The sequence below is a fragment of the Breoghania sp. L-A4 genome (assembly GCF_003432385.1).
Classification (GTDB): Bacteria; Pseudomonadota; Alphaproteobacteria; order Rhizobiales; family Stappiaceae; genus Breoghania.
The window spans coordinates 4,202,699-4,227,867 of sequence record NZ_CP031841.1 but is presented as its reverse complement, the minus strand read 5'-3'; the positions used below and the strand labels follow the sequence as shown (position 1 = coordinate 4,227,867).

Sequence of the window (25,169 nt, the reverse complement as noted above, 5' to 3'; positions counted from 1 at the left end):
AGCGTGCGGCGCGCGCAGGGGCGCACCTTGTAAGACAAAGCATGGGATCTCCCCGTCCTTGATATCAAAGACCATGGAGACCCGGGAGAGTGGCTCAGGTTCCCGTCCCTTCGCCGGTATGACCCGGATCAGGTTCGAAGGGTTCGGCAGCCTCGGAAGACCGACCATCTCAGTTCAACGGAACACCCCTCGGAACTTGGCCGCAAGCATGCTCGGTTCGTTTCGTTCGCGCAAGGGGGGCTGTGAATTTCGCGACTGTCGGAGTGGAGGGCGCGGAGGATTTCCTGAACCGGTCTGTGTCGGGGGTGGATGCTCGGGACAGGCCCGAGCATGACGAATTTTGTTTTTTGTCAGCGACTTGCGCCGATCTTTCGTCATCCTCGGCCTTGTGCCGAGGATCCATTCCGTTCTGATGCTCGCGGGGAAGGGGTTGCCGTTTGTCGTGCGGGTCCCTCACTCGCCGTGCGGCCCGGGCGGCACGTGCAGCAGCGCCTGCTTGATGCGCTCGTGTTCGCGTAGGGCGCCCCAGGCGGCGTAGCTGGAGACCACGAGCGGCACCAGATAGGTGAGCAGGATCTTCGTCCAGCGGACCTCGCCGGCCAGGATCGCCTCGCCCTGGTTGACGGCGGTCAGGATGGTGCCGACGAACAGGCAGATCTTCATGCTGCGGTAGACCACGGGCGGCCGCAGCACCGCATCCAGCGCCACCCAGCCGGGCGTCTTGTCGCTCATTTCGCCTTCCTTCCGATTGGTGCTTGTCACTATTTATCTTTCGATAAATAATGTCGACAGAAATGAACCGCCGCGCAAAGGGCGGTCACGCGCCGCCCTCAAGGGCCGCTCCGGGGGGAGAGACATGAAAGCAGCCGATTTCGCCTATGCGCGACCCGACACGCTTGCGCAGGCCGTGGCGCTGATGAGTCGCGACGGCGTGGACGCGGTGGCGCTGGCCGGCGGGCAGAGCCTGATGCCGGTGATGAATTTCCGCTTCAACGAGCCGGACCTTGTGGTCGATCTCAATGCGATCGCCGAGCTGTCCGGCATATCGGAGACGCCGGCAGGCCTGCGCATCGGGGCGCTGACCCGGCATGCCGAACTGATGGCATCCCCGGTGATCGCCGAGCACGCGCCGCTGATCGCGCTGGCCATGCCGCATATCGCCCATCCGGCGATCCGCAACCGCGGCACCATCGGCGGCAGCATCGCCCTTGCCGATCCGGCGGCCGAGCTGCCCGCCTGCCTGCTGGCGCTGGGCGGCACCGTGCATGTCGCGGGGCCCAACGGCGCGCGGTCGATCGCGGCGGACAATTTCTTTCTCGGTCTTTACGACACCGCGCTGGGGCCGGCCGAGCTGATCGTCGCGCTGGAGGTGCCCAGGCCGGCGCCCGGCGCGCGCTTCGCTTTTCGCGAGCTGACCCGCAGGCATGGCGATTACGCCATGGCGGGGCTGGCGGTGGCCGCGCAGGTGGAGGACGGGCTGATCTCGTCCGCGCGGATCGCCGGCTTCGGGCTTGCGGACCGCCCGGTGCGGCTCGGGCAGGCGGAAGCGGCCATTACCGGGTTTCCGCCGCGCGACGCGCAGGCCGTCTTCAAGGCCGCGGCCAGCATGGAAACGCTGGACACCCACGGCGATCTCAACGCCTCGCCGCAGATGAAGCGGCATCTGGCGGCGGTGCTGATGAAACGCGTTTTGAGCGGGCTTTGAGACCATGCCAGGAAACGAGCCAATGATGGATCGGACGCGAGCACTTGCGATGACGGTGAACGGCGAGGCGGTGTCCCGCGACGTTCCCGTGCGCATCAATCTTGTCGATTTTCTGCGCGGCGAACTGGGGCTCACCGGCAGCCATGTGGGCTGCGAGCACGGCGTGTGCGGCGCCTGCACCGTACTGGTCGACGGGCAGAGCGTGCGCGGCTGTTTGATGCTGGCGGTGCAGGCCGACGGCGCCGAGGTGACCACGGTCGAGGGCTTCGCCGAAGCGCCCGGCGAGACGGGACGGCAGGCGCGCGCGCTGCAGCAGGCGTTCCACCGCCACAACGCGTTGCAATGCGGCTTCTGTTCGCCCGGCATGCTGGCGAGCGCATTGGAACTGGTGCAGGCGGGCAAGACGTGCGACCGGGCCGAGATCCGTGAGCACATCTCGGGCAACTACTGCCGCTGCACCGGCTATCAGGCGATTGTCGATGCCATTGAGGACGTGATGCTGGGGAGGGGCGGACAATGAGCGCCGAGACAAAAGCGGGTCTGCATGATTTCGACCGGCCCAACAGCTACATCGGCAGCACGGTGCCGCGCCCCAACGCCAAGCGGCTGCTGGAGGGCCGGGGCCGCTACGTGGACGACTTCAGCCCGCCGCGCATGGTGCACGCGGCCTTCGTGCGCAGCTCGCACGCGCATGCAAGAATCACCGCCATCGATGTGACCGAGGCGGTGGCGCTGGACGGCGTGCTGCGGGTGTTCACGGCCGCCGATTTCGAGGGCGTCGTGACGCCCTGGGTGGGCGTGCTCAGCCATCTGGCGGGGCTTCGATCCGCGCCGCAGTCGCCGCTGGCGACAGACACGGTGCGCTGGCAGGGCGAGCCCGTGGTGATGGTGGTGGCGGTCAGCCGGGCGGTGGCCGAGGACGCCTGCGCGCTGGTGGGCGTGGATTACGAAGAACTGCCCGCGGCCTGCGACATGGAGCGCGCGCTGGAGCCCGGCACACCGGTGATCCACGCGTCGTTCGGCGACAATCTCGCCTGGGAACGGGTGGTGGAGACCGGCGACGTCGCGGCGGCGTTTTCGCGCGGCGACGTGACAATCGTCGAGCGCACCTTCCGTTTCAACCGGCACACCGGCGTGACGCTCGAGCCGCGCGCGGCGCTCATCGATTTCGACCCGTCGGAGCAGCGGCTGACGTTTCGCTATTCCGGACAGGCGCCGCACATGATGCAGGCAGTGCTGGCCAAACATCTGGACCTGCCGGAGGAGAACGTCCGCATCATCGCCGGCGATGTGGGCGGGTCCTTCGGCATCAAGATCCACACCTATGGTGACGAGATCGCCGTGGCGGCGGCGGCGAAGATCCTCAAGCGGCCGGTGAAATTCACCGCCGACCGGCTGGAGAGTTTCGTCACCGACATCCACGCCCGCGACCACCGGGTGACGGCGAAGCTGGCGGTGGACGCCGACGGCCGCATGGTGGCGCTGGAAATGGACGATCTCACCGGCATCGGGCCCTACAGCGTCTATCCGCGCACCTCGGCGATCGAGGCCAACCAGGTGCTCAATCTGACCGGCGCGCCCTACCGCATTCCCGCCTACAAGGCCCGCGCTCGCGTCGTCTTCCAGAACAAGAACGTCATGTGCCAGTACCGCGCCGTCGGCCATCCGATCGCCATGGCGGTGATGGAGGGGCTGGTGGAGGACATGGCGGCGAAGACCGGAATGGACCCGGTGGAACTCAGGCGCCGCAACCTTATTCTCGACGACGCCTATCCGGCGACCTCGGCCTCGGGCATGAAGCTGGCGGATCTGTCGCACCACCGTTCGCTCGCAAAGCTTCTGGAGATCATGGACTACGACGGCCTGCGCGCCCGCCAGAGCGAGATGCGCGAGAAGGGCGTCTACCGCGGCATCGGGTTGTGCTCGATGGTCGAGGTCACCAACCCCAGCCCGATGTTCTACGGCATCGGCGGCGCGCCGATCGCCGCGCAGGACGGGGCGACGATCCGGCTGGACACTTCCGGCGCGATCCATGTGTCGTCCTCGATCACCGAGCAGGGCCAGGGCACGGAGACGATCCTGGCGCAGATCGCCGCCGACGGGTTTGGCGTCTCCATCGACAAGGTGAAGGTGACCACGGGCGACACGGAGACCACGCCCTACGGCGGCGGCACGTGGGCCTCGCGCGGCGCGGGCATCGGCGGCGAGGCGGCGCTCTTGGCGGCGCATGCGCTAAAAGGTCAGGTGCTGGAGGTGGCGGCCTCCATCCTGCAGGCGGAGCAGGGCGCGCTGGACATCGTCGATGGTCAGGTGACGGACGCGTCCGGTCCGCGCATCAATCTCGATGAGTTGGCGCGCATCGTCTACTACCGCGGCAACGAGCTGCCCGACGATCTCAAGCCCGAACTGGTCGCAACCCGGCATTACCGGGTGACGGAATTCCCCTTCGTCTTCACCAACGGCGCGCTGGCCGCGCACGTGGAGGTGGACACCGAGACCGGACTGACAAAGGTGTTGGACTTCTGGGTGGTGGAGGACTGCGGCCGGGTGATCAACCCCAAGCTGGTGGACGAGCAGATCCGCGGCGGCGTGGTGCAGGGCATCGGCGGCGCGCTGTTTGAGGAATGCGTCTATTCCGAGGACGGGCAGATGCTCAACGCCTCGCTCGCCGACTATCTGGTGCCCATGGCGGGCGAGATGCCCGACATCGCGGTCGCCCATATCGAGACGCCGACGCGCACCTCGGTTCTGGGCGCGAAGGGCGCGGGCGAGGCGGGCACCGGCGGCGCGCCTGCCGCCATCCTCAACGCCATCAACGACGCGCTCAGGCCGCTCGGCGCGTCGCTCTACGAGCAGCCCGCGACGCCCATGCGCGTGCTCACCGCGCTGGGGGTGTTGGGGTAGGGATCAGGCCGGGATCGACTCGGGCTGCGGCAGTGCGGCCTCGCGGTTGCGCGGCAGATAGAGCCGGAAGGTCGTGCCGCGGCCGAGCGCGCTATCGACGCTGACGAAGCCGTTGGACTGCGCCACGAAACCATAGACCATGCTCAGGCCGAGACCGCTGCCCTTGCCAAAGTCTTTGGTGGTGAAGAAGGGTTCGAACATGTGCTCCAGGGTTTCCGGCGACATGCCGGTTCCGGTATCGCGCACGGAAATCACCACGTAGTCTCCAGGCATGATTTCCGCGCGTTGTTCGAAGAACGCCTCCTTGACCGTCTTGTTCCGCGCCGACATTTCCAGAAGTCCACTTGCCGGGATCGCGTCGCGCGCGTTGATCGCGAGGTTGATCAGCGCGTTCTCGAGCTGGTTCTGGTCCACTTTCGCCCACCAAAGGCCGGCGCTCAGGCGGATTTTCAGGTGGACCTCCGCGCCCAGCGTGCGTTCGAGCAGTTCGCGCAGGCTGTGCAGCAGCGTGCCGATGTCTGTGGGGACGGGCGAAAGCATTTGCTGGCGCGAGAAGGCCAGCAGCCGGTTGGTCAGCGAGGATGCACGGTCCAGCGCCTTGTGGATCATGTCAAGCCGCGCGCGCGCCGCCTTGTTTCCGGCGAGCTCGTCTTCGAGGATTTCCGAATTCAGCGACATGATGGACAGCAGATTGTTGAAGTCGTGGGCGATGCCGCCGGTCAGTTGGCCGATGGCTTCCATCTTGTGGGCCTGGCGCAACTGCGCCTCGGCCTCGCGCTGCTCGGTGATGTCACTGACGATGCCGTCGACCACCGTTGTCCCGTCCTCGCGGCGGATGTCGATGCTACGATCGTGCAGCCAGCGCCAAGCGCCTTTGGCGTCGCGGATGCGGTAGATGATATCAAAGGGCGTGCCGTCTTCGGCCTTCGCGAGGCCTTCAGCGAGTATTGCCGTATCGTCGGGGTGAACGCTCTCGGTCCACAGGCGGGGATGGCGGATCATGTGCGCGGGCGAATGGCCAAGGACGTCCTTGACGCGCGGCGAGTAATAGGCGCCGCCGATCGCGGGCGTCCACGAATAGACAATCTCCGGCAGATTGGCGACCAGGCGGCGGTGCTGGGCCTCGCTCCTCTCCAGAGCCTCCGCATGGTCATGGGCGGTGTGCAGCGATTGCAGCAAGAACCCGTTGAGCGAGCCGATGGCCAGCACGAGCGAGCCGTTTGTCAACACCCATGCGGTGATAAGCACGAACCAGGCCGGCGCGGAGATGGCATAGGGACCGGCGTCGATAACTGGGGACTGGTATCCGAGCACGATCGAGGCGCCGATCACGCACGCGGAGAGCGAGATCGCCGCGAGCAGCATGACGGCGAAGCGGGCGGTCAGGAAAAGCGCCGCCAGAATTGGCGCCACGAGCAGGAACGGGATGCCGCCGGCCAAAAGGCCGAAGCTCCACAAGCCGGCCAGGCCTATGGTCACAAAGAAAAAAATCAAAAAGCCGACGCGCAGGGTATACGGCAGGCGATTGCGTAACAGCGTCGCGATGACAAGCGAGACCGCCATCACGAGGTACAGTGTCATGACCGGTTGCCAGCCGGTGCTCATGGAGGGGTACAGGCTGGCAGCAAGCGTCGGTATGGCGACAATCGTGATGGCGACAAGATGTGCGTTGCAGATCTTGGACCGGACCTGCATGTATGCATCATTCGTCGATGTCATCTGGCGGCCTTGATACTGGCGAGCCTTGTCTGGCATGTCGGCGCTCATCTCAATGCAGATTGGCGCGCCGAGGAATTGCGTCCTCGCGGTACGGGCCGATTTTATGCGCGACGGATGGCACGTCCGGCGTGTTCCGGGCGCCTTGCCGGGCATTATCCGGCGCGTGGCGCCGGTGTGCGAAGGCGGACGAGATCGACGGGCCGCCGGCCTCGTCCGCGCTCGGGCATTTCCGCCAGGCCTATTTGACCTTCTTGCCGCCCATCGTGAGCGTCGATGAACCGGACTTCAGGTCGGAGGTGGCGGCCACTTTCGGCTTCACCTGCTTTTGCTTGCGGACTTCCTTGTTGCCGCGCGCGTTGTTGCCTTTTCCCATTGGATTTTCCTTTCAGACCGCGTCCGGCCCAGGGTCGGGGGATCGCGTCTTGGTTCGGTCTGCGCCGGGCGCGCGATGGCGCGGACGGCGGAAACACGGTCAGATGACTGATTGCCGGCGTGCATCGGTGTCAGGCGTCGGCCTCCAAGATGGCGGCCGTATCAAGAACGGCATGCGCTTTCGCCGCGACGGTTCGCCGGAAGGTCTGCATTCCGGCATGCGACCGCGATTGTGCGGGCGGACGGCGCAACCGGATCGGCAGACGTATTCAGGACATCAAGAGGCGCAAGAAAGACGAACGCTGTCAAAGGGCATCACCGCCGCGTGCGATGCGGCGGGGCTGTCGTGGAGGACCGTTCGGTTCCGCCCGGCGTTCCGATCAGGCGGCGGCTTTCTCCGCGACAAGATTTACTCCCGCCCGCACCGTTAGGCAAGCTCGCTGGCGCTAGCCTAACGGTGGCCGGTCCCGGTCATGCATGCACGAACAGCACCGACAGGGCGCATGAAACCAAATGAGGCAGTCAGGAGCCTCGCGCGAGCGGGCCCGTCAGTTGGTGATGTAGTGCTCGAGCTGTTCGATGATGAATTTCTGGTCGCTGATGATGCTTTTCACCAGATCGCCGATCGAGATGACACCGATCAACTGTTTCTTGTCGAGAACGGGAAGATGGCGCACGGCCTTGTCGGTCATCACCGCCATGCATTCCTCGACCGTTTGCTCCGGCCACGCGCAGACAACGCGGTCGGACATGATCTCGCGAACGGTTGTGTTCGGTGACGATTTTCCCTTGAGGAACACGTTCCGCGCGTAATGGCGTTCGGTGATGATGCCGGCCAGCTTGCCGTCCTCGAGAACCACCAGCGATCCCACGTTCTTATCCGCCATCAATCTGATGGCGTCGAGGACGCTGTCGTCCGCGCCTATCGACAAGACCTCGTGTCCCTTCGCGTCGAGCAATTGCCTTACCGTCGCCATCTGCTGCAGCCCTTTCGTCTGGTGACCTCGGCTTCGTGCGGTCGATTTTAGCGGGCAAAAGGGGCCATGGCCATGATTCCGATCATGCGGTGACAGAGGGCGCCGCGCGTGTTGGCACGGAGGGCGGCTATGCCCAGTCGGATGGCTGCCGGAAAATGATTGGCCGGTTCGGTTATTCCGATCCTCGCGAAGGCGAGAATTGGTCGTATCCGCGAACCCGCGGCACCAACCCTGATCAAGGGTGGTGCCGCGCGCTGAGCGGACGCCAGGCCTGTGGCCTTCTGCCTGTCGCTCGCGGTCGGCAAGCCCGGCTTCGCGCTGGCCGTCGGGATCACCGGGACAGGCCGGGCAAGGGCTGATGGACCGGGCCCGTCGTCCTGGCGTCATGAGTGTCAGGGGCGGCAGGTCTTCCCGGCGATCCGCTATCCGGCGAGACGCGTCATTTCACCCCGATACCAGTCCGCCATCTCGCCCGCGGTCATCATCACCACGCCCGCGTGCGCCTGGATGTGGTCCAGCAGCGCCTCGACGAAGCCGATGCGGTGCGGCACCCCGGTGAGATAGGGGTGGATGGAGATCGCCATGCAGCGCGGATTGTCCGCGCCTTCCTGATACAGTCGGTCGAATTGGTCGGTGCCGCGTGAGAGAAATTCCGCCGCGGGCTGCTGCTGGATCGCATGCACCACCACGTCGTTGGTCTCCACCGTATAGGGAAGCGCCAGCATGGGGCCGTGTGCTGTGGCGATGGTTTCCGGCAGATCGTCAAACACCCAGTTGGCGACATGGTCGACGCCGTGTTCGCGCAGCAGATCGAGCGTCTCGTCGGTCTCCGTCAGGCCGGGGCTTTCCCAGCCGCGCGGCGGCTTGCCGGCGAAGGCGGCGATCGCGTCGATCGTTCGGGAAATCGCGTCGCGCTGATCCGTCACCTTGTGCATCGGGCCTTGCAGGAACCCGTGCCCCATGAACTCCCAGCCGGCCTCCTTCGCGGCGCTTGCCACGCGCGGGTAGGATTCGCAGACGCTGCCGTTGACCGCAAACGTCGTCGGGATGCCGCGCGAGGTCAGCGCCTCGAGCTGGCGCCAGAAGCCCGAGCGCATGCCGTATTCGTGCCATGACCAGTTGGGCACGTCGGGCAGCAGCGGCTGGCCCATGGGCGGCGGCAGCACCGTGCGCGGCATGGCGCCCTCCATGCGCCATTCCTCCGCATTGACGATCACCCAGACGGCGACGCGCGCGTCGCCCGGCAGGCGCAGCTTCGGGCGGTCGATTATGGCCTGATAGGGCACGCGGTCAGACAATACGGACATGCTGGCTTCTCCCCCCGGAGTTGCATTCGTTTATTATCGATCGATAAATAACACGAATCGTCCGGGAGGGGAGCGTCTATGTTGCGCGGGGCAATCGTCGGACTGGGCTTGTGGGGACGCGAGATCGTCGCCCCGCGCAGGGCGTGAGAGCTGTGTTCGCGCGCGGGTTCTTCGGTCGTGGCGCGCGGAGTGAGTCCTGCGGACTTCGCCGGGGGATGACGGCGGAGAGTGGGGTGGAGGACGCGAAGATGGCGATCGGATTGGGGGCTTGCTCAGGCATGACGGTGCGCGGGTGCCAACAAGTGCCTGGTATCCCGGGATGACGCAGGACGTATCCCGAAACGGATCTGGGAACGGGGGGCGGCCCGTCTCCCTACGTCAACCCCAGGAACGCCTTGATCGCGGCGTTGAAGGCCTCCGGCTCGTCGACGTTGGCGATGTGCGCCGCGCCGGCGATTTCGGCCATGACCGCGCCGGGGGTGCGCTCGGCCATGTCCTTCATCACCGCTGGAGGCGCGCCGAAATCCTCGTCGCCGACGATATAGAGCGTCGGGCAGGCGATCTTGTCGAGATCTTTGAGATAGTCCAGCGTCTTGAGCGCCGCGGCGCAGCCCTTGTAGCCGGTCACCGAGGTTTCCAGGAACATGGAGCCCATGGCGGCCATCTGGTCGGGCTGATTGTCGCGGAAGTCTTGCGAGAACCAGCGTTCCATGGTGCCGCGCAGGATCGAGCCCAAGCCGCCGGCCTCGATCGCGTTGATCCGCTCGTCCCAGCTTTTCACAAAGCCTTCGGGCGCATCGGCGCGCGCGTCGCAGCAGATCAGACGGCGCACCCGCTCGGGGTGGTTGATGGCAAGCCCCAGTCCGGTCATGCCGCCCAGCGACAGGCCCATGAAATCGGCCTTTTTGATCCTGAAATGATCCAGCAGGGCGACGACGTCGCCGACAAGATCGTCGAAGGAATAGGGGCCTTCGGGGGCGTCGGAGCGGCCGTGACCGCGGGTGTCGTAGCTCAGCACCCGGTAATGCTGGCCCAGCAGTTCCAACTGCGGCATCCACATTTCCATGGAGGCGCCGAGCGAATTGGACAGCACGATCCAGGGCGCGCCTTCCGGACGGCCGGTGACGGAGGTGGCGAGATAAAACGCGCCCCGGTCCACTTTCTGCATCATCGTGACGGTTCCTATTGCGCGGCCTGCGCGCCGGTGGCGCTGTTGATCCCCGGCAGCACCTGTTCGGCCAGCAAGACCATGGAGCGGCGCGCCAGATCGCGGTCGGCCCAGTCCTTGCCGGCATAAAGCAGCGTGCCGAAGTCGCCCGTCTGTTCGCGAAAGGCCAGGACCTCGTCGGCGACCTTGTCGGGCGTGCCCCAGATGACCAGATCGTCCAGCACCTTGTCCAGCGTCACTTCGTCATCGGACATCGACTGGTCCGCCTTGAAGAGGTTGGCGCGGCCGTGCTTCTTCATCTTGATCAGCAACTGGTTGTAGTAGAACCGGTAGGGGCTGTCGGGGCCGAGCGCGTAGTCCCGCGCCTTGTCGAGATCGTCGGCGACGAAAATGCTCTTGGCGACGCGCCAGTTGGCGGGATCGGCCGGACGGCCCGCGCGCTCGCAGCCCTCGACGTATTTCGGCCAGTGGCTGGCCACCCATCTGGGCAGCAGGAAGTTGGCCGAAATCGGCTCCCAGCCGCGCGCGGCGGCCTCCGTCACGCCCTTGGAGAAAGGCGCGACGACGGTGACGATGATCGGCGGATGCGGCTGCTGCAGGGGTTTTGGCAGGATGCCCTGGCCGATGTCAGTCATCTGGGTGCGTTCGGTGGAGACGTTCCAGAAGGCGCCCTCGATGTTGTAGGGCGGATCGCTCTCCCAGATCTTCAGCACCATGTCGATCGCCTCGACGAACATGGCGTTGCGGTCGTTGTCCATGTTGCCGAAGACTTCCGCATCCGAAATCAGGCCGCCGGGCGAAATGCCGAAGTTCAGCCGCCCGTCCAGCATGTGGTCGAGCATGGCGATCTGGCCGGCAACGGCGGCGGGATGGTTGTTGGGCATGTTGACCGTGCCGGTGCCCAGGCGGATGGTCTTCGTCGCCGCCGCGACCCAGGCGAGGAACATCGAGCAGGAGGTGATGTTCTCCGCCTTGTCGGTCACGTGCTCGCCGCAATAGGCTTCGGTGAAGCCCAATTCGTCGGCCAGAACAAAGGCCTCGCGGTCCTCGGTCAGCGTCTCGCGCCAGTCGCGATCCAGCGGGTGGATCGGCATGGTGAAAAATCCAAGCTGCATCTGGTCCCTCCTGCGCCGCGCGTCCGTGCGCCTGTTTTCGCGGCTTTTCGCATTTGAATTTAGGGCGGTGCGCTCAGTTGAAAAAATGATATTATTTACTCAATTGGATTAGTTTTTCTAATGCGAGATGCCATGATCTCCCTGCGCCAGATCCGCTCCTTCGTCTCCGTCTTCGAGGAGTGCTCCTTCACGCGCGCCGCCGCGCGCGAGGGCTCCACCCAGTCGGGCATCTCGCAGCACATCAAGCAGCTCGAGGCGCATATCGGCCGGGCGCTGTTCGAGCGCGAGGGGCGGGTGGTGGTGCCGACGCCGGTGGGCGAGGACTACTATCGTGATTGCGTGGAGACCTTGAGGCGGCTCGATGCGGCGACGCAGACGGCAAGCGCGGGACGTCACGCCGGGCGGCTGCGTATCGGCCTGATGCCGACGTTCACCCGGGGCGCGCTGGCGCCGGCGCTCGCGCGCTTCATGCAGGCCACTCCGGGCGCCGAGGTGCATATCACCGAAGCCTACTCCGGCGTCCTGACGGAGATGGTGCGTTCGGGCGATCTGGATTTCGCCGTGGTGCCGGGGTTCGAGGGCGCGCGCGGGCTATCGACGACGCTTCTGGCGCGCGAACGCGAAATGCTGGTGGCCGCCCGCGGCGAGACCGCGCTGCATTTGCATCCCGCGCGGCCTCGGGATCTCGATGGCCGCGACATCATCCTGCCCAGCGGGGTCAACACCCGGCGGCACACGCTGGAGACCTATTTCACCACGCATGGCGTCGCGATTGGCCGGCGCATGGAGATGGACGCGATGATCGGCACGCTGGAGTTCATCGCCCAGTCGAGCTGGGTGGCGATCCTGCCGTCGATCATGATGGTGGGGGACCGGATGGGCGAGCGGTTTTCCATCCGGCCGCTGGAGCACCCTTCGCTGTCGTCGGATTTCGTGCTGATCGAGCCGTCGCGCCAGGCCATGAGCGCGCCGGCGCAGGCCTTCGCCGATCTGCTGCGCGACGAGACCGCGCGGATATCCCGGCAATGGGAGGATCTGCTGGCGGCGTGAGGGCGCGGTGCGGCCGACGGCTATGTCCCCGTCACCCTTCGTGGTCATCCCGTGCGCGGTGCAGCACGCAGTGATGCTCCGCAGACCCGGGACGCTCCTGTTGTGGCCTGCGCCCCGGATCTGCAAAGCGGCACGATGCGCCGCATTGCGTCCGGGGTGACGCCTGCGGACTTCGAAGCCTGTGCAGCCCCACGAAAAAGGGCGGCCCAATGGACCGCCCTCAGACTCATGGCAATGCCGAACCCTCTCTTCTTCGTCATGGTCGGGCTTGTCCCGACCATCCATAAGCCATTGAAAACATGGATCCTCGGCACAAGGCCGAGGATGACGACCGAGGGGGCGAGGGCTCTCCATAAGTTCAGGGCGGCCCGATGGGCCGCCCTGTCGTCTGTTGTTCAGTGCCCTCCGCTCAATCGAGCGAGTAGCTGACCGGCCACTTGTAGCCCGCTTCGGTGACGGCTTTGAGATAGGCCTTCATCACTTCCGTGCCGGGCATGCCGCGCTCGTCGGCGTCCTTGGCCTGGCGGGCGGGGAAGCCCGTCAGCGCGTTGGCCCATTCGATGCGGGCGGATTCAGGCAGCTTGGTGATGTGCGCGCCCTTCTCCTCAAGCCCCTTGAGGCCCGCGGCCTGACGGCGGTTGAGCTCGGCGCCCGACGCGGCTTCGTAACCCTCGCCGACTTCGCGAATGATCGTCTGCACGTCCTCGGGCAGGCGGGCGAGGCTGTTGGTGTTCATCGTCAGCCCGTTGACCGCCATCGCGCCGAAACCGATCAGCGTGTAGTAGGGCGAAGGCTCATAGTACTTGAAGCCCAGATAGGCGGAGGGGAACATCAGCCAGCCGTTGTACACGCCGGTCTGCATGGCGAGATAGCCCTCGGGCAGGGTCGACTGCACCGGAATGGCGCCGGCGTATTCAAGCCACGGCAGGTTGGGGCCTGCGCCACCGATCTTGTAGCCCTTCAGATCCGTGACCGTCTTCCAGGGATCCTTGGTGCCCAGGTGATAGTTGTCCCAGCCGGACAGGCCGAGCAGTACCTGCTTGTAGTCCTTTTCGAAGACTTCCGAGAGCCACGGGATCTGGTCGTAGACCTTGCGGGTGGCGGTGAGCGCCTGGGCGGAATCCTGCGGGCCGAACGGCGCGTAATAGGGGAAGTTGTGCAGGAACAGCTTGGCGGGCTCGAAGCAGAAGCAATAGGCGCCGATGTCCAGAATGCCCTGCTGCACGGATTCCAGCGTCTCGGCAACGCCGGCGATCGCGCCGCCATAGCCCTCGACGAACTCGATCTCGTGTTCCGTTTCTTCCTTCACCCGGCGCTTGACCTCGGGCACGAAATAGTCGGCGACCATGGACACATAGACGGCCGGACCATTGGGGTGGCCGGCGCCGATGCGCAGGGTGTAGCTGTCGGCGGATGCGCCACTGAGCGTGAGCGCGCAGGCGCCGGCGCCAAGCGCGGCGGTGGCGAGGGTCCTGCGGATAAGAGACCGGACCCGGTCTGTAAGATGGTGCATTGTTTCCTCCCTTGGCGGACCTTGAGCGTTCTCGTCCCCGCCCTTTTCGTTGTCTCGCATCGCCGTTCCCGGCACGCGGTAGCCATTGTATCATCGTCGAATTTTGTTATTTATCGATCGCTCAACAATGTGCCATTGTCAGCGAGGATCGGGGCCAACGTCAAGCCGGGTTCGGAGGATGGCGTTGCGGACCGCGCTCCGAAGCGTGGGATGCTCATGAGCTTATCGGTCGATAAATAGATTGCGGGATGACAGGCCGTGATTTTATGCTCTAATTGACACAAAACCGACCGGGACAACCGGCAGGCATTTCGCGCGTCAAGGACGCGGCCGGCGGGGCAATTCGCGGCAACCAGCGACCGGCGGCCACGGCATGCGAGGGGAACGCAAACGGAGGGGGCGGCGGCCGAAAAGGCCGCGGCGCAAGCGTATATGACCGACATCAATCCAGCACCGGACCCGATGAAGGGGCGCGGCGCGCCGCGCAGCCCGGCGCACGGGCGGAGCATCCCGGAGCGCGGAATAACCGCGTCCATCGTCAATGTCGCGCGGCTGATCCACCTGATCTCGGCCTTCTGGACCTTCGGGCTCGCGGTGATCATCTTCATCGACGTGGCCGGCCGCGGCATGTTCGGGGCGCCGCTCCCCGGCACCAAGGAAATCATCCAGAACTCCATCGTCGCCATCGCCTTCCTGCAACTGCCGCTGGCGATCTACACCGGCTCGATGCTGCGCACGCCGCTGGTCGCCGACGCGCTCGGCCCCACGGGCCGCCGCGTGCTGCGCACCTTCGCCGGGATCCTCGCCATCGGGCTGTTTCTCGGTCTCGCCTATTCCTCGTGGGAGCCGATGCTGGATGCCTGGCGGATCGGCGAATACGAGGGCGAAGGCTCGCTGCGCGTGCCGACCTCGCCGGTGCGCACGCTGCTGATCGTCACCGCGCTGTTCTCAGCCCTCGCCTACGCCATGATGATCGTCTTCGACTGGACCGGCCGCTTGCCGGACGAAGACGCCATGCCCGTTTCACTCACGCGGTCCTGAAGGCCCGGCTCACCAAAACACAGGGGGATCGGGGCTGATGGGTGCCGATATCGTTCTCTGGATGATCGCCTTGCTGATCATCCTCATTCTCATGGGCGTTCACATCACCGTTGCGCTGGGCGTCACAAGCGCGCTCGGCGTCTACCTGATGATGGGCAGCTTCGATGTCGCCATGTCGATCATCGGCACCACCGCCTATGAGGCCATCCGCAAGGATGTCTTCGCGGTGATCCCGCTGTTCGTGCTGATGGGAGATCTCGTCGGCCGCTCCGGCGCCGCGCGGGATCTCTACCGCATCTGCGACCGGCTGCTGCGGCGCATTCCGGGCCGTCTCGCGGTCGCCACGGTCGCCGGCAACGCGGTGTTCGCGGCCGTCACCGGCGTCTCGATCGCCGCGGCCGCCACCTTCTCGCGCATTGCCTATCCGGAAATGCGCAAGCTCGGCTACCGCCAGACCTTCGCGCTGGGCGCGGTCGCCGGCTCCGCCTGCCTCGGCATGCTGATCCCGCCGAGCGTGCTGATGATCGTCTGGGCGATCCTGACCGAAATGTCCGTGGGCGCGCTGTTCATGGCGGGCATCGTGCCCGGCGTGCTGCTGGCGGTGATGTTCGCGCTCTACTGCGTGGTGGCGGTGAAGCTGGATCCCTCCATCGCGCCTCCGGCCACCGACAACAATCTCGCCGACATGAGCGCGGCCGAACGCCGCTCGGAGGCCATCGGCGGGCTTGGCATCGGCGCGCTGGTGATGCTGGTCATCGGCGGCATCTGGGGCGGGCTGTTCACGCCGACCGAGGCCGCCGGTTTCGGCGTGCTCGGCGCGCTGGTCATCGGCCTGGTCAAGGGCATGCGCTGGAGCCAGATCATCGACGCGATCTACAACGCCGGGCGGACGACGGCGCCAATCATGATCCTGCTGGTCACGGCCACGATGTATTCGCGGCTGCTGGCCCTGGGCGGCGCGGTGAACGCCATCAAGGCGATGCTGCTGGGCACCGGCCTGGGGCCTATCGCCTTGATGATGATGATGGGCGGCATCTGGCTGGTGCTGGGGATGCTGATCGACTCGGTCTCGATCATCCTGCTGACGGTGCCGATCTTCGCGCCGCTGGCCATCCAGCTTGGCTACGACCCGCTGGCCTTCGCCATCTTCGGAATCCTGATCATCGAGGCGGGGCTGCTGACGCCGCCCTTCGGCCTGCTGGTCTACACCGTGAAGGCGTCGGTGCCGGACCGGGCCGTGTCGCTCGCGATGATTTTCCGCGGCTCCATGCCCTACTGGATCCTGATCGTCGTGGCCGCGGCCATGGTGCTCTTCGTGCCGGGACTGGCCAACTGGCTGCCGCAGATGATGCGCTGACGCGGATCAAAGGCCCAAGACACGCGGAGCCGACCGGAAAATTCCGGCCGGCCGATGCCGCGGACAAGGCATAGCAACCTCTTCCTCGTCATGGTCGGGCTTGTCCCGACCATCCACAAGCCATTGAAACCATGGATCCTCGGCACAAGGCCGAGGATGACGACCGAGGGGTATGCGTCTTGTCGCCAAATGGCGCTGGCCGGGGAAACCCGGCCGGCGCCCTTGCGTTTGTGCGCCGGGCGCGTGGGCGGCGCAAAATGTTCAAGCGTTTCTGGATTTCCTCCATCGCCTGCCCCGGGCAGGTGCATACTGTGCCGGTGCGAATTCGCTTGCAGCGGATGCGGTTCTCAAAGAAGCGGATCTTGGCTCCAAGCCATTGTTTTTACGCAAATCCGGACGGATAAACCGGTTTCCCCTTGGTCCTGGATTTGCTTGAGGAGGAAACACGAGACCATGCGCACCCAAGTCGCGATCATCGGCGCGGGCCCCTCGGGCCTGCTGCTCTCTCAGATCCTGCACCGGCAGGGCATCGACTCGGTAATCCTTGAGCAGCGCAGCCTGGAGTATGTGCTGGGCCGGATCCGCGCCGGCGTTCTCGAGCAGGGCGCGGTGAAGATGCTGGACGAGGCGGGCGTTGGCGCGCGCATGCACCGCGAAGGGTTGATCCATGACGGCACGGAACTGTGTTTCGACGGCAGTCGCCACCGGATCGATTTCAAGGCGCTGACCGGCGAGACCGTGATGGTCTATGGCCAGACGGAAGTGACCAGGGACCTGGTCGACGCGCGGCTGGCCGAGGGCGGCGTGATCGTCTACGAGGCCGAGGACGTGGCGCTGCACGACTTCGACGGCGCCAAGCCCCATGTCACCTATCGCAAGGACGGGGTAACGCATCGTCTGGACTGCGATTTCATCGCCGGTTGCGACGGCTATCATGGCGCCTCGCGCAAAGCGGCCCCGCAGGATGTGCTCAAGACGTTCGAGCGGGTCTATCCCTTCGGCTGGCTCGGAATTCTGTCGGAGACCCCGCCGGTCAGCCACGAGCTGATCTACGCCAATCACGAGCGCGGCTTCGCCCTGTGCTCCATGCGCTCCAACGTTCTCAGCCGCTACTACGTGCAGTGCCCGCTCGACGACAAGGTCGACGCATGGTCGGACGACCGCTTCTGGGATGAGTTGCGCCGCCGGGTGGACACGGAGACGGCGGAGGCGCTGATCACCGGCCCGTCGATCGAGAAGAGCATCGCGCCGTTGCGTTCCTTCGTCGCCGAGCCGATGAAATTCGGCCGCATGTTCCTCGTCGGGGACGCCGCCCATATCGTGCCGCCGACCGGCGCCAAGGGGCTCAATCTGGCGGCCTCGGACGTCTATTACCTGGCCCGCGCGATGATCGATTTCTACGACAACGGCTCCGAGATGCTGATCGAGCGCTATTCGGAGGACGCGTTGCGGCGGATCTGGAAGGCGGAGCGGTTCTCCTGGTGGATGACCAATCTGCTGCACACGTTCCCCGACAGCTCGGCGTTCGACCGCAAGATGCAGATCGCCGAGCTGGACTACGTCACCTCGTCCAAAGTGGGCGCGGCGGCGCTCGCGGAGAACTATGTGGGATTGCCGTACTAGGTATTGGGAAGGGAGACGCCCTGCGCGTCTCCGCGCGTGAGATCCCTTAGCGGGACTGGGCGGCGGGCTTGGGCTCGTCGGCGGGCTTGCGCAGGCCGCGGATCCGGTCGGCGAGACTTCCCGGACGGCCGGACGGGCCGTTGGCGCGCTGCTGCGCGCCGCCCTGCGCCTCTTCCGCGTCCGTGAGGATCTTGTCGATGGCCGAGCCCGCGCCTTCCTTGTCCGCCGTCATCGCGGCGAACTGGGCCGCGAGCTGGGTGATCTGTTCACGCAGCGCGGAGTTCTCGCGGTCCTCGGCCTGGGCCAGCTTCTTGAGTTGGCTCTCCAGCCGGCCGCGCTCCACCGCGGTGCGGTTCAGCTCCTCGGCGAGCGCATTGTTCTCCGCCTCCAGCGAGACGAGCGCGCCTTCCATGTTGTCGCCGCCGTTGCCGCGCAGGCTCTCGAGCTGCAGCGACAGGCGGGTGATCTCCGCCTGGGATTCCACGTTGCGGCCTTCCAGGTCGATGACCAGCCCCTCCAGCTTCTGCATGACGGCGTTGCTGGCCGGGGCCGTGCGCCCGGGGGCGGCCGTCATGCCGATGCGCGCGTCTTCCAGGGCGGCATAGCGGCGGCGGAGTTGCGACAATTCGCTTTCCAGCGCGAGGATCTTCGCCTCGTCCGCGCTGCGGCGGGTCTTCTGCGCGGCGATCTCCGCTTCCATGACAGCAAGTTCGGGGAATTCGCCTCCGGCATTCTCGGCGCTGGTCACGGCATCGCGCGTCAGCTTTTGCGACAGTTCGACGAATTGCTGCGAGCGGCGCTTGAGATCCATCTCGGTTTCGCGCAGGCGGGCGGAGACGCGGGCCAGCTCGGTCTCGTTGTGGCGCAGTTCCGCGCGCAGCGCCGTTTCGCGGGCTTCCGCTTCATCGATGATCTTGAGTTTCTCGCTAAGGTCCAGCGCGATCGACTTGGCGGCCTCGCGGCTGCCGGAAATCTCGACCTGCTGGCGCACGACCTTGTCGGAGAGCGCCGTGCGGGCAAGTTCCAGACGGCGGGTCTCAACCGCGTATTCCGCCCGCAACTGATCACGCGCGGCATGCACCTCGGCCAGGGACATCGGGGTGGTCGCCTCGACCGCGCGCCGGGTCAGCCGCACGGCCCGGCGCCAGACGGCCGGTCCGATCAGCAGCATCAGCAGCCCTGCTGTCAGGGCGCCGAGGGCGAAAAACATTGCCGCGTTGATCACGTTTCAATTCCGTACACACGCCCGTCGTGACGTCCCGACCGGCAACTGCCCGGGATGCAGCGCCGGGACCCGCAGTGGTTGACCGCACCTTCGGTGCGAGAGCATTCAGCGGTCTGTGCCGGAACGCCAATCATACTGCTAACTGTTTGAAACTTTATACAGACGTATCGTAAAACAAGAAAGTCTTCCGATGTGATCCGTCGTCAGGCGCACACTCCGAAATAATTGCAATCGGGTGGCCTTTGCGCACGCCAAGATGTTGAATTACTAAGCGATTTACTATCGCGGAAATGCTCCATTTTTGTCAAACGACACCGAATTGAACCGTCCGTCATGCCGCGGGCGTGGCGTGTTTCCGCCGCGCGGCATGATGTTTAGCATGATTACCCGAGGAACGTGCGCAGGCCAAGGGCGGGCTTATGCGGAACCGCCAAACCGCCTCATGAAGATTGCGACCTGTGGCGCGGAGGCCTCAGAACGGGTTCCACGTCGGCTTCTGGGTGAACTTGAGATAGCCGACGTTGATGCCGAGCCGGGCGCCGACGCCGGAGCGGATCGGCACGACGTAGATGTCGTGGTTGGAGACCACCGACATGCCGAAGCCGCCGACAAGATAGGCGGAGCCGTTCACGCCGATGAAGCGGTTGTACATGGCGTCCACGTTCGGCAGATTGTAGACCAGCATCATGGTGCGCGCGCCGTCGCCGCCAAAGTCCCAGCCAAGCGACGGCCCCTGCCAGAACACGGTGTGGTTGCCGGCGTTGCGCGTGTAAAGCGTGCCTTCGCCGTAGCGGGCGCCGGCCACGATCGCGCCCGATCCCTCCTCGCCCAGGATATAGCCGTTGGGGCTGCCATACTGGGAGACGGCGCGTTCCACCATGGCGGCGAGGCCGCCGGAAACCTTGCCGAAGAACTTGTGCCCGGCGTTGACGATTTCGTCCTGCGAGTAGGTGTTTTCTTCCGGCATCTGCGCCTGAGCTGCCTGCGGCAGCAGCAACGCGGAGGCAATCGCCAGCACTCCCAGCGCGCGCCGCGCGAGGGCCGAAACGTTCAATCCCGTGTTCTTGCCCATGTTCATGCAACGAACTCCCATGTCTTCTGCGGCGCCGGAGCGAACGTCCGGGCGCGAATGTTGACCGTATATCGAGCGCCAGACCATGCTGTGGCGATCATCGGTTGCGGGAGCGATGATCGCGCGGCGTTCCGGCGTGGCGTCAGTGCCGACATTTCCCGCCAAACGCTCTATGGTCTGCCGCGCGGAAACGCCGGTGTGGATTGCGCGGCCGGCATGGCCGCGACGGTGAAAGCGAATCGATGCCAAAGTCTAGACGAAATCCGGCGAGGATAGGGCGGGGGCCGCGATGGTGCTTGCGGCAATGGTGCTGGGGGCGATCGCGGGTCCGAACGGGCCGCGGGCGGTGCGGGCGCAGAGCATGGATCCCGCCGGCTCTCCGTGGCAAATGTCCGATGGCGGGATGCCGGCCGCGCCCGATCTGTCCACGCCCGACGCGGCCGCGCCGCAATCGGCGCCGGAACCGGCCACAAGACTGCCGACGAACTCCCGCGATATTCTCGTCGACCCGATGACCGGCCTGGCGCTGCTCGGTTACGATCCCGTGGCCTATTTCGTCGACCGCAAGCCGCGGCGCGGTGAGCGGCGATATGAGCTTTTCTGGTCCGGCGTGGTGTGGCGCTTCGTCAATGAAGGCAATATGGCTGCCTTCGAGGCCGCGCCCGAGGTCTATGCGCCGCAATTTGGCGGCTACGACCCGTTGGTGCTGGCGTCGGGGCCACGACCCACGGCGACCCGGCGATCTGGCTGATCTACGGCCGGCGGCTGTATTTCTTCTTCTCACCCTCCAAGCGGTTCCTGTGGCTGTCGGCCGCCAAGCAGAACCTGGCGGCGGCCGAGCGCGTCTGGGCGGAGCGCGCCCGTTGAACAGGCTCAGCGCCCTGCAATGCGTGGCTGTTCGTCTTGGCACGGCGGGGCTGCAGGTGTAACGCTCATGGCACCGCCACGAATCAACCAGACAACGGTTGCCGAGGATTTCATGACCAAGCCATTCGATCTGTCGCCTCTCGACCTTGCTGCGCTGGTTGCCAGCCGCGTCTGCCACGACATCATCTCGCCGGTGGGCGCCATCACAAACGGGCTGGAAGTGCTTGACGAGGAAGGCAACGAGGACATGCGCGAGTTCGCCATGGACCTCATCCGCAAGAGCGCGCGACAGGCGTCCGCCAAGCTGCAGTTCGCCCGGCTGGCGTTCGGCGCGGCCGGTTCGGTGGGCGCGGAAATCGATCTCGGCGACGCGCAGTCGGTGACCGAAGGCTACATGGCGGGCGAAAAGGCGGACCTGGAATGGGTTGTGCCGCGTCTGCTGATGGCCAAGAACCAGGTCAAGCTGTTGATGAATCTCGTGCTGATCGCCAATCAGTGCGTGCCGCGCGGCGGCTCCATCAAGGTGGAGCTTGAGGAAGGCGGCGAGAAGCCGCTGTTCCGGCTGACGGCGAAGGGCCTCAACGCGCGCATCCCCGTGGCGGTGCCGGACCTGCTCAACGACGAGGAGGTCGAGCGTGTCGATGCGCATGCGGTGCAGCCCGCGTATACCGGGTTGCTCGCGCGCGACTGCGGGGTGACTGTAACGCTTGTGAAAACCGATGAGACGGTGGTGATTTCAACCGTCCTCGGTCGGTAGTTTCACGCAATTCGAGCCCGATCCAGCTTCAATCTATCTTAACCTATTCCTCCGACACTCTCGGTCGTGGGCAGTCCGCTCACATGTCGCGTTGTGACCCTTTCATCACGCTGCGATGCAATACTGGCCGAACAGTTGCGGGTGGGCACAGGGAATGGATGATCTACTTCGGGAGTTTCTGACCGAAACAAACGAGAGTCTTGACGTCGTCGACGTGGAACTCGTGAAATTCGAACAGGAACCTAACAACGCGACAATCCTCAACAATATCTTCCGTCTCGTTCATACGATCAAGGGAACCTGCGGGTTCCTCGGCTTGCCCGTCTGGAAGCTCTGGCGCATGCCGGCGAGACGCTGATGGGCAAGTTCCGCGACGGTGCACCGGTTACCCAGGACGCCGTGTCGCTGATTCTCGTATCCATCGACCGGATCAAGGAAATTCTTGCCGATCTGGAACAGGCCGAGGGCGACGAGCCGGCCGGGTCCGATCAGGACCTTATCTCCCAGCTCGAGGAACTGTCCGAAAACGCATTCAACGTGGCCGCGGATGAGGTCGTTGCGGAGGCGCCGGTGGAGGCTGCCCCGGCCGCCGCCGCCGAGCCCGACCGCGGCCTGCGCCCTGGCGAGGTCTCCGAGGAAGAGCTCGAGCGGGCCTTCCGCGAGACGGCCGTCGAGATCGAGCTTCCCGCACCCAAGCCGAAGGCGCTCGAGCTTCCGGCGCTGGAAGCCGCCGACGATGAGCCCGAAGCCGCCGCAAAGCCGGCTGGCGACAAGGCGACCGGCGACAAGAAGGGCTCCGTTTCCAACCAGTCGATCCGCGTCAACGTGGAAACGCTGGAACACCTGATGACGATGGTCTCCGAGCTGGTGCTGACACGCAACCAGCTTCTGGAAATCGTCCGCAGGCACGAGGATTCCGAGTTCAAGGTGCCGCTGCAGCGTCTGTCCAACGTGACGGCCGAACTGCAGGAAGGCGTCATGAAGACGCGCATGCAGCCGATCGGCAACGCCTGGCAGAAGCTGCCGCGCGTGGTGCGCGATCTGGCGCAGGAACTCAACAAAGACATCGACCTGGTGATGGTTGGCGCCGAAACGGAACTCGACCGCCAGGTGCTGGAGCTGATCAAGGATCCGCTCACGCACATGGTCCGCAACTCCGCCGACCATGGCCTTGAGACGACCGAGGGCCGTATCGCCGCCGGCAAGTCGGAAAAGGGCACCGTGACCCTTTCCGCCTTCCATGAAGGCGGCCACATCATCATCGAGATCAAGGATGACGGCAGGGGTCTCGACGTCGACGCGATCAAGCGCAAGGCAATCGACAGCGGCCTTCACACCGAAGCCGAACTGGAGAAGATGACCGACGCGCAGATCCATCGGATGATCTTCGCCGCCGGCTTCTCCACCGCCGCCAAGGTGACGAGCGTTTCCGGCCGCGGCGTCGGCATGGACGTGGTGCGCAACAACATCGAGATGATCGGCGGTTCGGTCGATCTGAAGTCGGTGCCCGGCAAGGGCACCACCTTCATGATCAAGATCCCGCTGACGCTGGCCATCGTCTCCACGCTGATCGTCGAAAGCTCCGGCGACCGGTTCGCCATTCCGCAGCTGTCGGTGGTCGAACTCGTCCGCGTGCAGAACAACTCCGAGCACCGGATCGAGCGCATCAAGGATACCCCGGTGCTGCGTCTGCGCGACAAGCTTCTGCCGCTGCTCCATCTGTCGCACATCCTGGGCATGGAAAGCGCCAAGGAAGTCGACGAGAGCCTGGATCACGACAACGGCTTCATCGTCGTCATGCAGGTCGGCAACCAGACCTTCGGCGTCGTCGTCGACGGCGTGTTCCACACCGAGGAAATCGTCGTCAAGCCGATGTCCACGATGCTGCGCAACATCGCCATGTTCTCGGGCAACACCATTCTGGGCGACGGCTCGGTGATCATGATCATCGATCCCAACGGCGTCGCCAGCGCGATGGCCAGCCACGCATCCTCCGCCCTGCTTGAGCAGAGCGAGGAAGAGGCGGAAGCGGCCGCCAAGCGCAAGATCGTCAACAACCACGACGTGACCTCCATGCTGCTGTTCCGCGCGGGTTCGAAGGAGCCCAAGGCGGTTCCGCTGTCGCTGGTCACGCGTCTGGAAGAGTTCGATATCAACGACATCGAGCGTTCCAACGGCCGCGACCTGGTGCAGTATCGCGGCGCGCTGATGCCGCTGGTCTACATCCAGGCGGGCTCCACGCACCGCACCGAGGGCACCCAGCCGATGCTGGTGTTCTCCGACAGCGGCCGTTCGATGGGCCTGGTGGTCGACGAGATCGTCGATATCGTGGAATGCCAGCTCGACATCGAGGTGGGATCCGACAGCCCCGGCGTTCTCGGCTCCGCGATCATCAAGGAGCGGGCCACCGAGATCATCGATCTGGGTCACTACCTGCCGCAGGCTTTCGAGGATTGGTTCATCCGCAAGGAGATGGCGGAGGACGCACTCACCAAGAAGCTGTTGTTCGTCGACGACTCGGCGTTCTTCCGCAACATGCTGACGCCGGTTCTCAAGGCGGCGGGCTACGACGTGACCGTGTGCGACAGCGCGCGCGCCGCCGTGGAACTGCTGCAGAGCGGCCGCAAGTTCGATGTGGTCGTCAGCGACATCGAGATGCCGGACGTCAACGGCTTCGAATTCTGCGAGGCGCTCAGGCGCGACCCGCGGTACCGCCAGATGCCCATTCTCGCCCTGTCGTCGCTGGTTACCGCCGCGTCGATCGAGCGCGGGCGCCAGGCCGGCTTTGATGACTATGTCGCCAAGTTCGATCGGCCCGGCCTGATCGCGGCGATCAAGGAAGCGTTTTCGAACGAAGTTAGGATTGCGGCATGAGCGGGAAAGACAGGGCCAACATCAACCACGCCGATGTCGCCACCGGCACGACGCAATATGTGACCGTGGTCATCGGTGGTCAGCTCTTCGGATTGCCGATCAACCAGGTGCACGACGTGTTCGCGCCTGAAAGCGTCACCAAGGTGCCGCTGTCGCCGCCGGAAGTCGCGGGCGTTCTCAACCTGCGCGGCCGCATCGTCACGGCGATCGCCATGCGCCGCCGCCTGCATCTGGAGCCGCTCGAAAGCGACCAGACGATGATGGCGGTCGGCATCGAGTACAAGGGTGAATCCTACGGCCTCGTCATCGACGCCGTGGGTGAGGTGCTCAATCTTCCGGAGAGTTCACGCGAGCCGAACCCGACGAACCTCGACCAGCGGTGGGCCGAGATTTCCGCCGGTGTCCACCGCCTTGACGGCCAGCTCATGGTTATCCTCGACGTCGCTCGCCTCCTTGGCGCAATGATGAGCGAGCCTTTGGCTGCCTAATGTTTGATCCCCGCATCATTGGGGTCCAGGAGAGT

Annotated in this window: 20 protein-coding genes, 1 pseudogene and 1 riboswitch; of the genes and pseudogenes, 11 read left to right on the top strand and 10 right to left on the bottom strand. The window is 65.1% G+C overall.

Annotated elements, in window-relative coordinates; translation table 11 throughout:
- Nucleotides 1–88: 88 nt before the first annotated feature.
- Nucleotides 89–200, bottom strand: a riboswitch (TPP riboswitch).
- 253 nt (nt 201–453) lie between these two features.
- The gene (gene nrtS, locus D1F64_RS19315; RefSeq protein WP_162901200.1) at nt 454–732 is read right to left on the bottom strand and encodes a nitrate/nitrite transporter NrtS; all 279 of its coding nucleotides are present in this window, start codon (nt 730–732) and stop codon (nt 454–456) included.
- Nucleotides 733–856: 124 nt separating this feature from the next.
- On the opposite strand from nrtS, the gene D1F64_RS19310 reads away from it, so the two are divergent.
- From D1F64_RS19310 to D1F64_RS19300, 3 genes are read left to right on the top strand one after another with little or no spacing between them, the layout of a single operon-like run.
- A complete protein-coding gene (locus tag D1F64_RS19310) occupies nt 857–1,705 on the top strand; it encodes a xanthine dehydrogenase family protein subunit M (protein ID WP_117413753.1) in 849 nt (282 codons plus the stop codon).
- 25 nt (nt 1,706–1,730) lie between these two features.
- Entirely contained in the window at nt 1,731–2,225 is a 495-nt protein-coding gene (locus D1F64_RS19305) for a (2Fe-2S)-binding protein (protein ID WP_117414727.1), read from the top strand.
- Nucleotides 2,222–4,609, top strand: a complete 2,388-nt coding sequence (locus D1F64_RS19300) for a xanthine dehydrogenase family protein molybdopterin-binding subunit (RefSeq protein WP_117413752.1) — start codon at nt 2,222–2,224, stop codon at nt 4,607–4,609. Before D1F64_RS19305 ends, D1F64_RS19300 begins: the two co-directional genes overlap by 4 nt.
- Before the next feature lie 3 nt (nt 4,610–4,612).
- Here the strand turns inward: D1F64_RS19300 and D1F64_RS19295 are convergent, their stop codons facing one another.
- The 6 genes from D1F64_RS19295 to D1F64_RS19275 all read right to left on the bottom strand — a co-directional run bounded on the left by D1F64_RS19295 (nt 4,613) and on the right by D1F64_RS19275 (nt 11,267).
- Entirely contained in the window at nt 4,613–6,376 is a 1,764-nt protein-coding gene (locus tag D1F64_RS19295; RefSeq protein ID WP_162901662.1) for an ATP-binding protein, read from the bottom strand.
- A gap of 190 nt (nt 6,377–6,566) precedes the next feature.
- Nucleotides 6,567–6,701 (bottom strand): hypothetical protein, encoded by a 135-nt coding sequence (locus D1F64_RS25215; protein WP_256372880.1) that lies wholly within the window; start codon nt 6,699–6,701, stop codon nt 6,567–6,569.
- Nucleotides 6,702–7,248: 547 nt separating this feature from the next.
- Entirely contained in the window at nt 7,249–7,677 is a 429-nt protein-coding gene (locus tag D1F64_RS19290) for a CBS domain-containing protein (RefSeq protein ID WP_117413750.1), read from the bottom strand.
- Nucleotides 7,678–8,099: 422 nt separating this feature from the next.
- Nucleotides 8,100–8,984: a polysaccharide deacetylase family protein gene (locus D1F64_RS19285; RefSeq protein ID WP_117413749.1), complete on the bottom strand. Its 885-nt coding sequence runs from the start codon at nt 8,982–8,984 to the stop codon at nt 8,100–8,102.
- 373 nt (nt 8,985–9,357) lie between these two features.
- A complete protein-coding gene (gene pcaD, locus D1F64_RS19280; RefSeq protein WP_117413748.1) occupies nt 9,358–10,155 on the bottom strand; it encodes a 3-oxoadipate enol-lactonase in 798 nt (265 codons plus the stop codon).
- 11 nt (nt 10,156–10,166) lie between these two features.
- The gene (locus D1F64_RS19275) at nt 10,167–11,267 is read right to left on the bottom strand and encodes an LLM class flavin-dependent oxidoreductase (protein WP_117413747.1); all 1,101 of its coding nucleotides are present in this window, start codon (nt 11,265–11,267) and stop codon (nt 10,167–10,169) included.
- A gap of 132 nt (nt 11,268–11,399) precedes the next feature.
- Here D1F64_RS19275 and D1F64_RS19270 point away from each other — a divergent pair, with 132 nt between their 5' ends.
- Nucleotides 11,400–12,317 (top strand): LysR family transcriptional regulator, encoded by a 918-nt coding sequence (locus D1F64_RS19270; RefSeq protein ID WP_162901661.1) that lies wholly within the window; start codon nt 11,400–11,402, stop codon nt 12,315–12,317.
- A gap of 409 nt (nt 12,318–12,726) precedes the next feature.
- On the opposite strand, the gene D1F64_RS19265 is transcribed toward D1F64_RS19270, so the two are convergent.
- Nucleotides 12,727–13,830, bottom strand: coding sequence for a C4-dicarboxylate TRAP transporter substrate-binding protein (locus D1F64_RS19265; RefSeq protein WP_162901660.1), 1,104 nt, complete (start codon nt 13,828–13,830; stop codon nt 12,727–12,729).
- A 432-nt stretch (nt 13,831–14,262) separates the two neighbouring features.
- Here D1F64_RS19265 and D1F64_RS19260 point away from each other — a divergent pair, with 432 nt between their 5' ends.
- The 3 genes from D1F64_RS19260 (at nt 14,263) to pobA (ending at nt 17,851) form a co-directional block, all read left to right on the top strand.
- Nucleotides 14,263–14,871 (top strand): TRAP transporter small permease, encoded by a 609-nt coding sequence (locus D1F64_RS19260; RefSeq protein WP_117413744.1) that lies wholly within the window; start codon nt 14,263–14,265, stop codon nt 14,869–14,871.
- 37 nt (nt 14,872–14,908) lie between these two features.
- Nucleotides 14,909–16,228 carry a TRAP transporter large permease gene (locus D1F64_RS19255; RefSeq protein ID WP_117413743.1) on the top strand — a complete coding sequence of 440 codons (1,320 nt, stop codon included), beginning with the start codon at nt 14,909–14,911 and terminating at the stop codon, nt 16,226–16,228.
- A 453-nt stretch (nt 16,229–16,681) separates the two neighbouring features.
- Nucleotides 16,682–17,851 (top strand): 4-hydroxybenzoate 3-monooxygenase, encoded by a 1,170-nt coding sequence (pobA, locus tag D1F64_RS19250; protein WP_117413742.1) that lies wholly within the window; start codon nt 16,682–16,684, stop codon nt 17,849–17,851.
- A gap of 46 nt (nt 17,852–17,897) precedes the next feature.
- Here the strand turns inward: pobA and D1F64_RS19245 are convergent, their stop codons facing one another.
- Both D1F64_RS19245 and D1F64_RS19240 read right to left on the bottom strand, forming a co-directional pair.
- Nucleotides 17,898–19,076 carry a hypothetical protein gene (locus tag D1F64_RS19245; RefSeq protein ID WP_117413741.1) on the bottom strand — a complete coding sequence of 393 codons (1,179 nt, stop codon included), beginning with the start codon at nt 19,074–19,076 and terminating at the stop codon, nt 17,898–17,900.
- Between the two features lie 472 nt (nt 19,077–19,548).
- Entirely contained in the window at nt 19,549–20,043 is a 495-nt protein-coding gene (locus D1F64_RS19240; RefSeq protein ID WP_248304806.1) for a DUF1134 domain-containing protein, read from the bottom strand.
- A gap of 394 nt (nt 20,044–20,437) precedes the next feature.
- Here D1F64_RS19240 and D1F64_RS19235 point away from each other — a divergent pair, with 394 nt between their 5' ends.
- From D1F64_RS19235 to D1F64_RS19220, 4 genes and pseudogenes are all read left to right on the top strand, one after another.
- The gene (locus D1F64_RS19235; protein WP_117413740.1) at nt 20,438–20,899 is read left to right on the top strand and encodes a hypothetical protein; all 462 of its coding nucleotides are present in this window, start codon (nt 20,438–20,440) and stop codon (nt 20,897–20,899) included.
- Nucleotides 20,900–21,127: 228 nt separating this feature from the next.
- Nucleotides 21,128–21,772 carry a histidine phosphotransferase family protein gene (locus D1F64_RS19230; RefSeq protein WP_117413739.1) on the top strand — a complete coding sequence of 215 codons (645 nt, stop codon included), beginning with the start codon at nt 21,128–21,130 and terminating at the stop codon, nt 21,770–21,772.
- Between the two features lie 154 nt (nt 21,773–21,926).
- Nucleotides 21,927–24,646, top strand: a pseudogene (locus D1F64_RS19225) (chemotaxis protein CheW).
- Nucleotides 24,643–25,134 (top strand): chemotaxis protein CheW, encoded by a 492-nt coding sequence (locus tag D1F64_RS19220; RefSeq protein WP_117413738.1) that lies wholly within the window; start codon nt 24,643–24,645, stop codon nt 25,132–25,134. Before D1F64_RS19225 ends, D1F64_RS19220 begins: the two are co-directional and overlap by 4 nt.
- Nucleotides 25,135–25,169 lie beyond the last annotated feature (35 nt).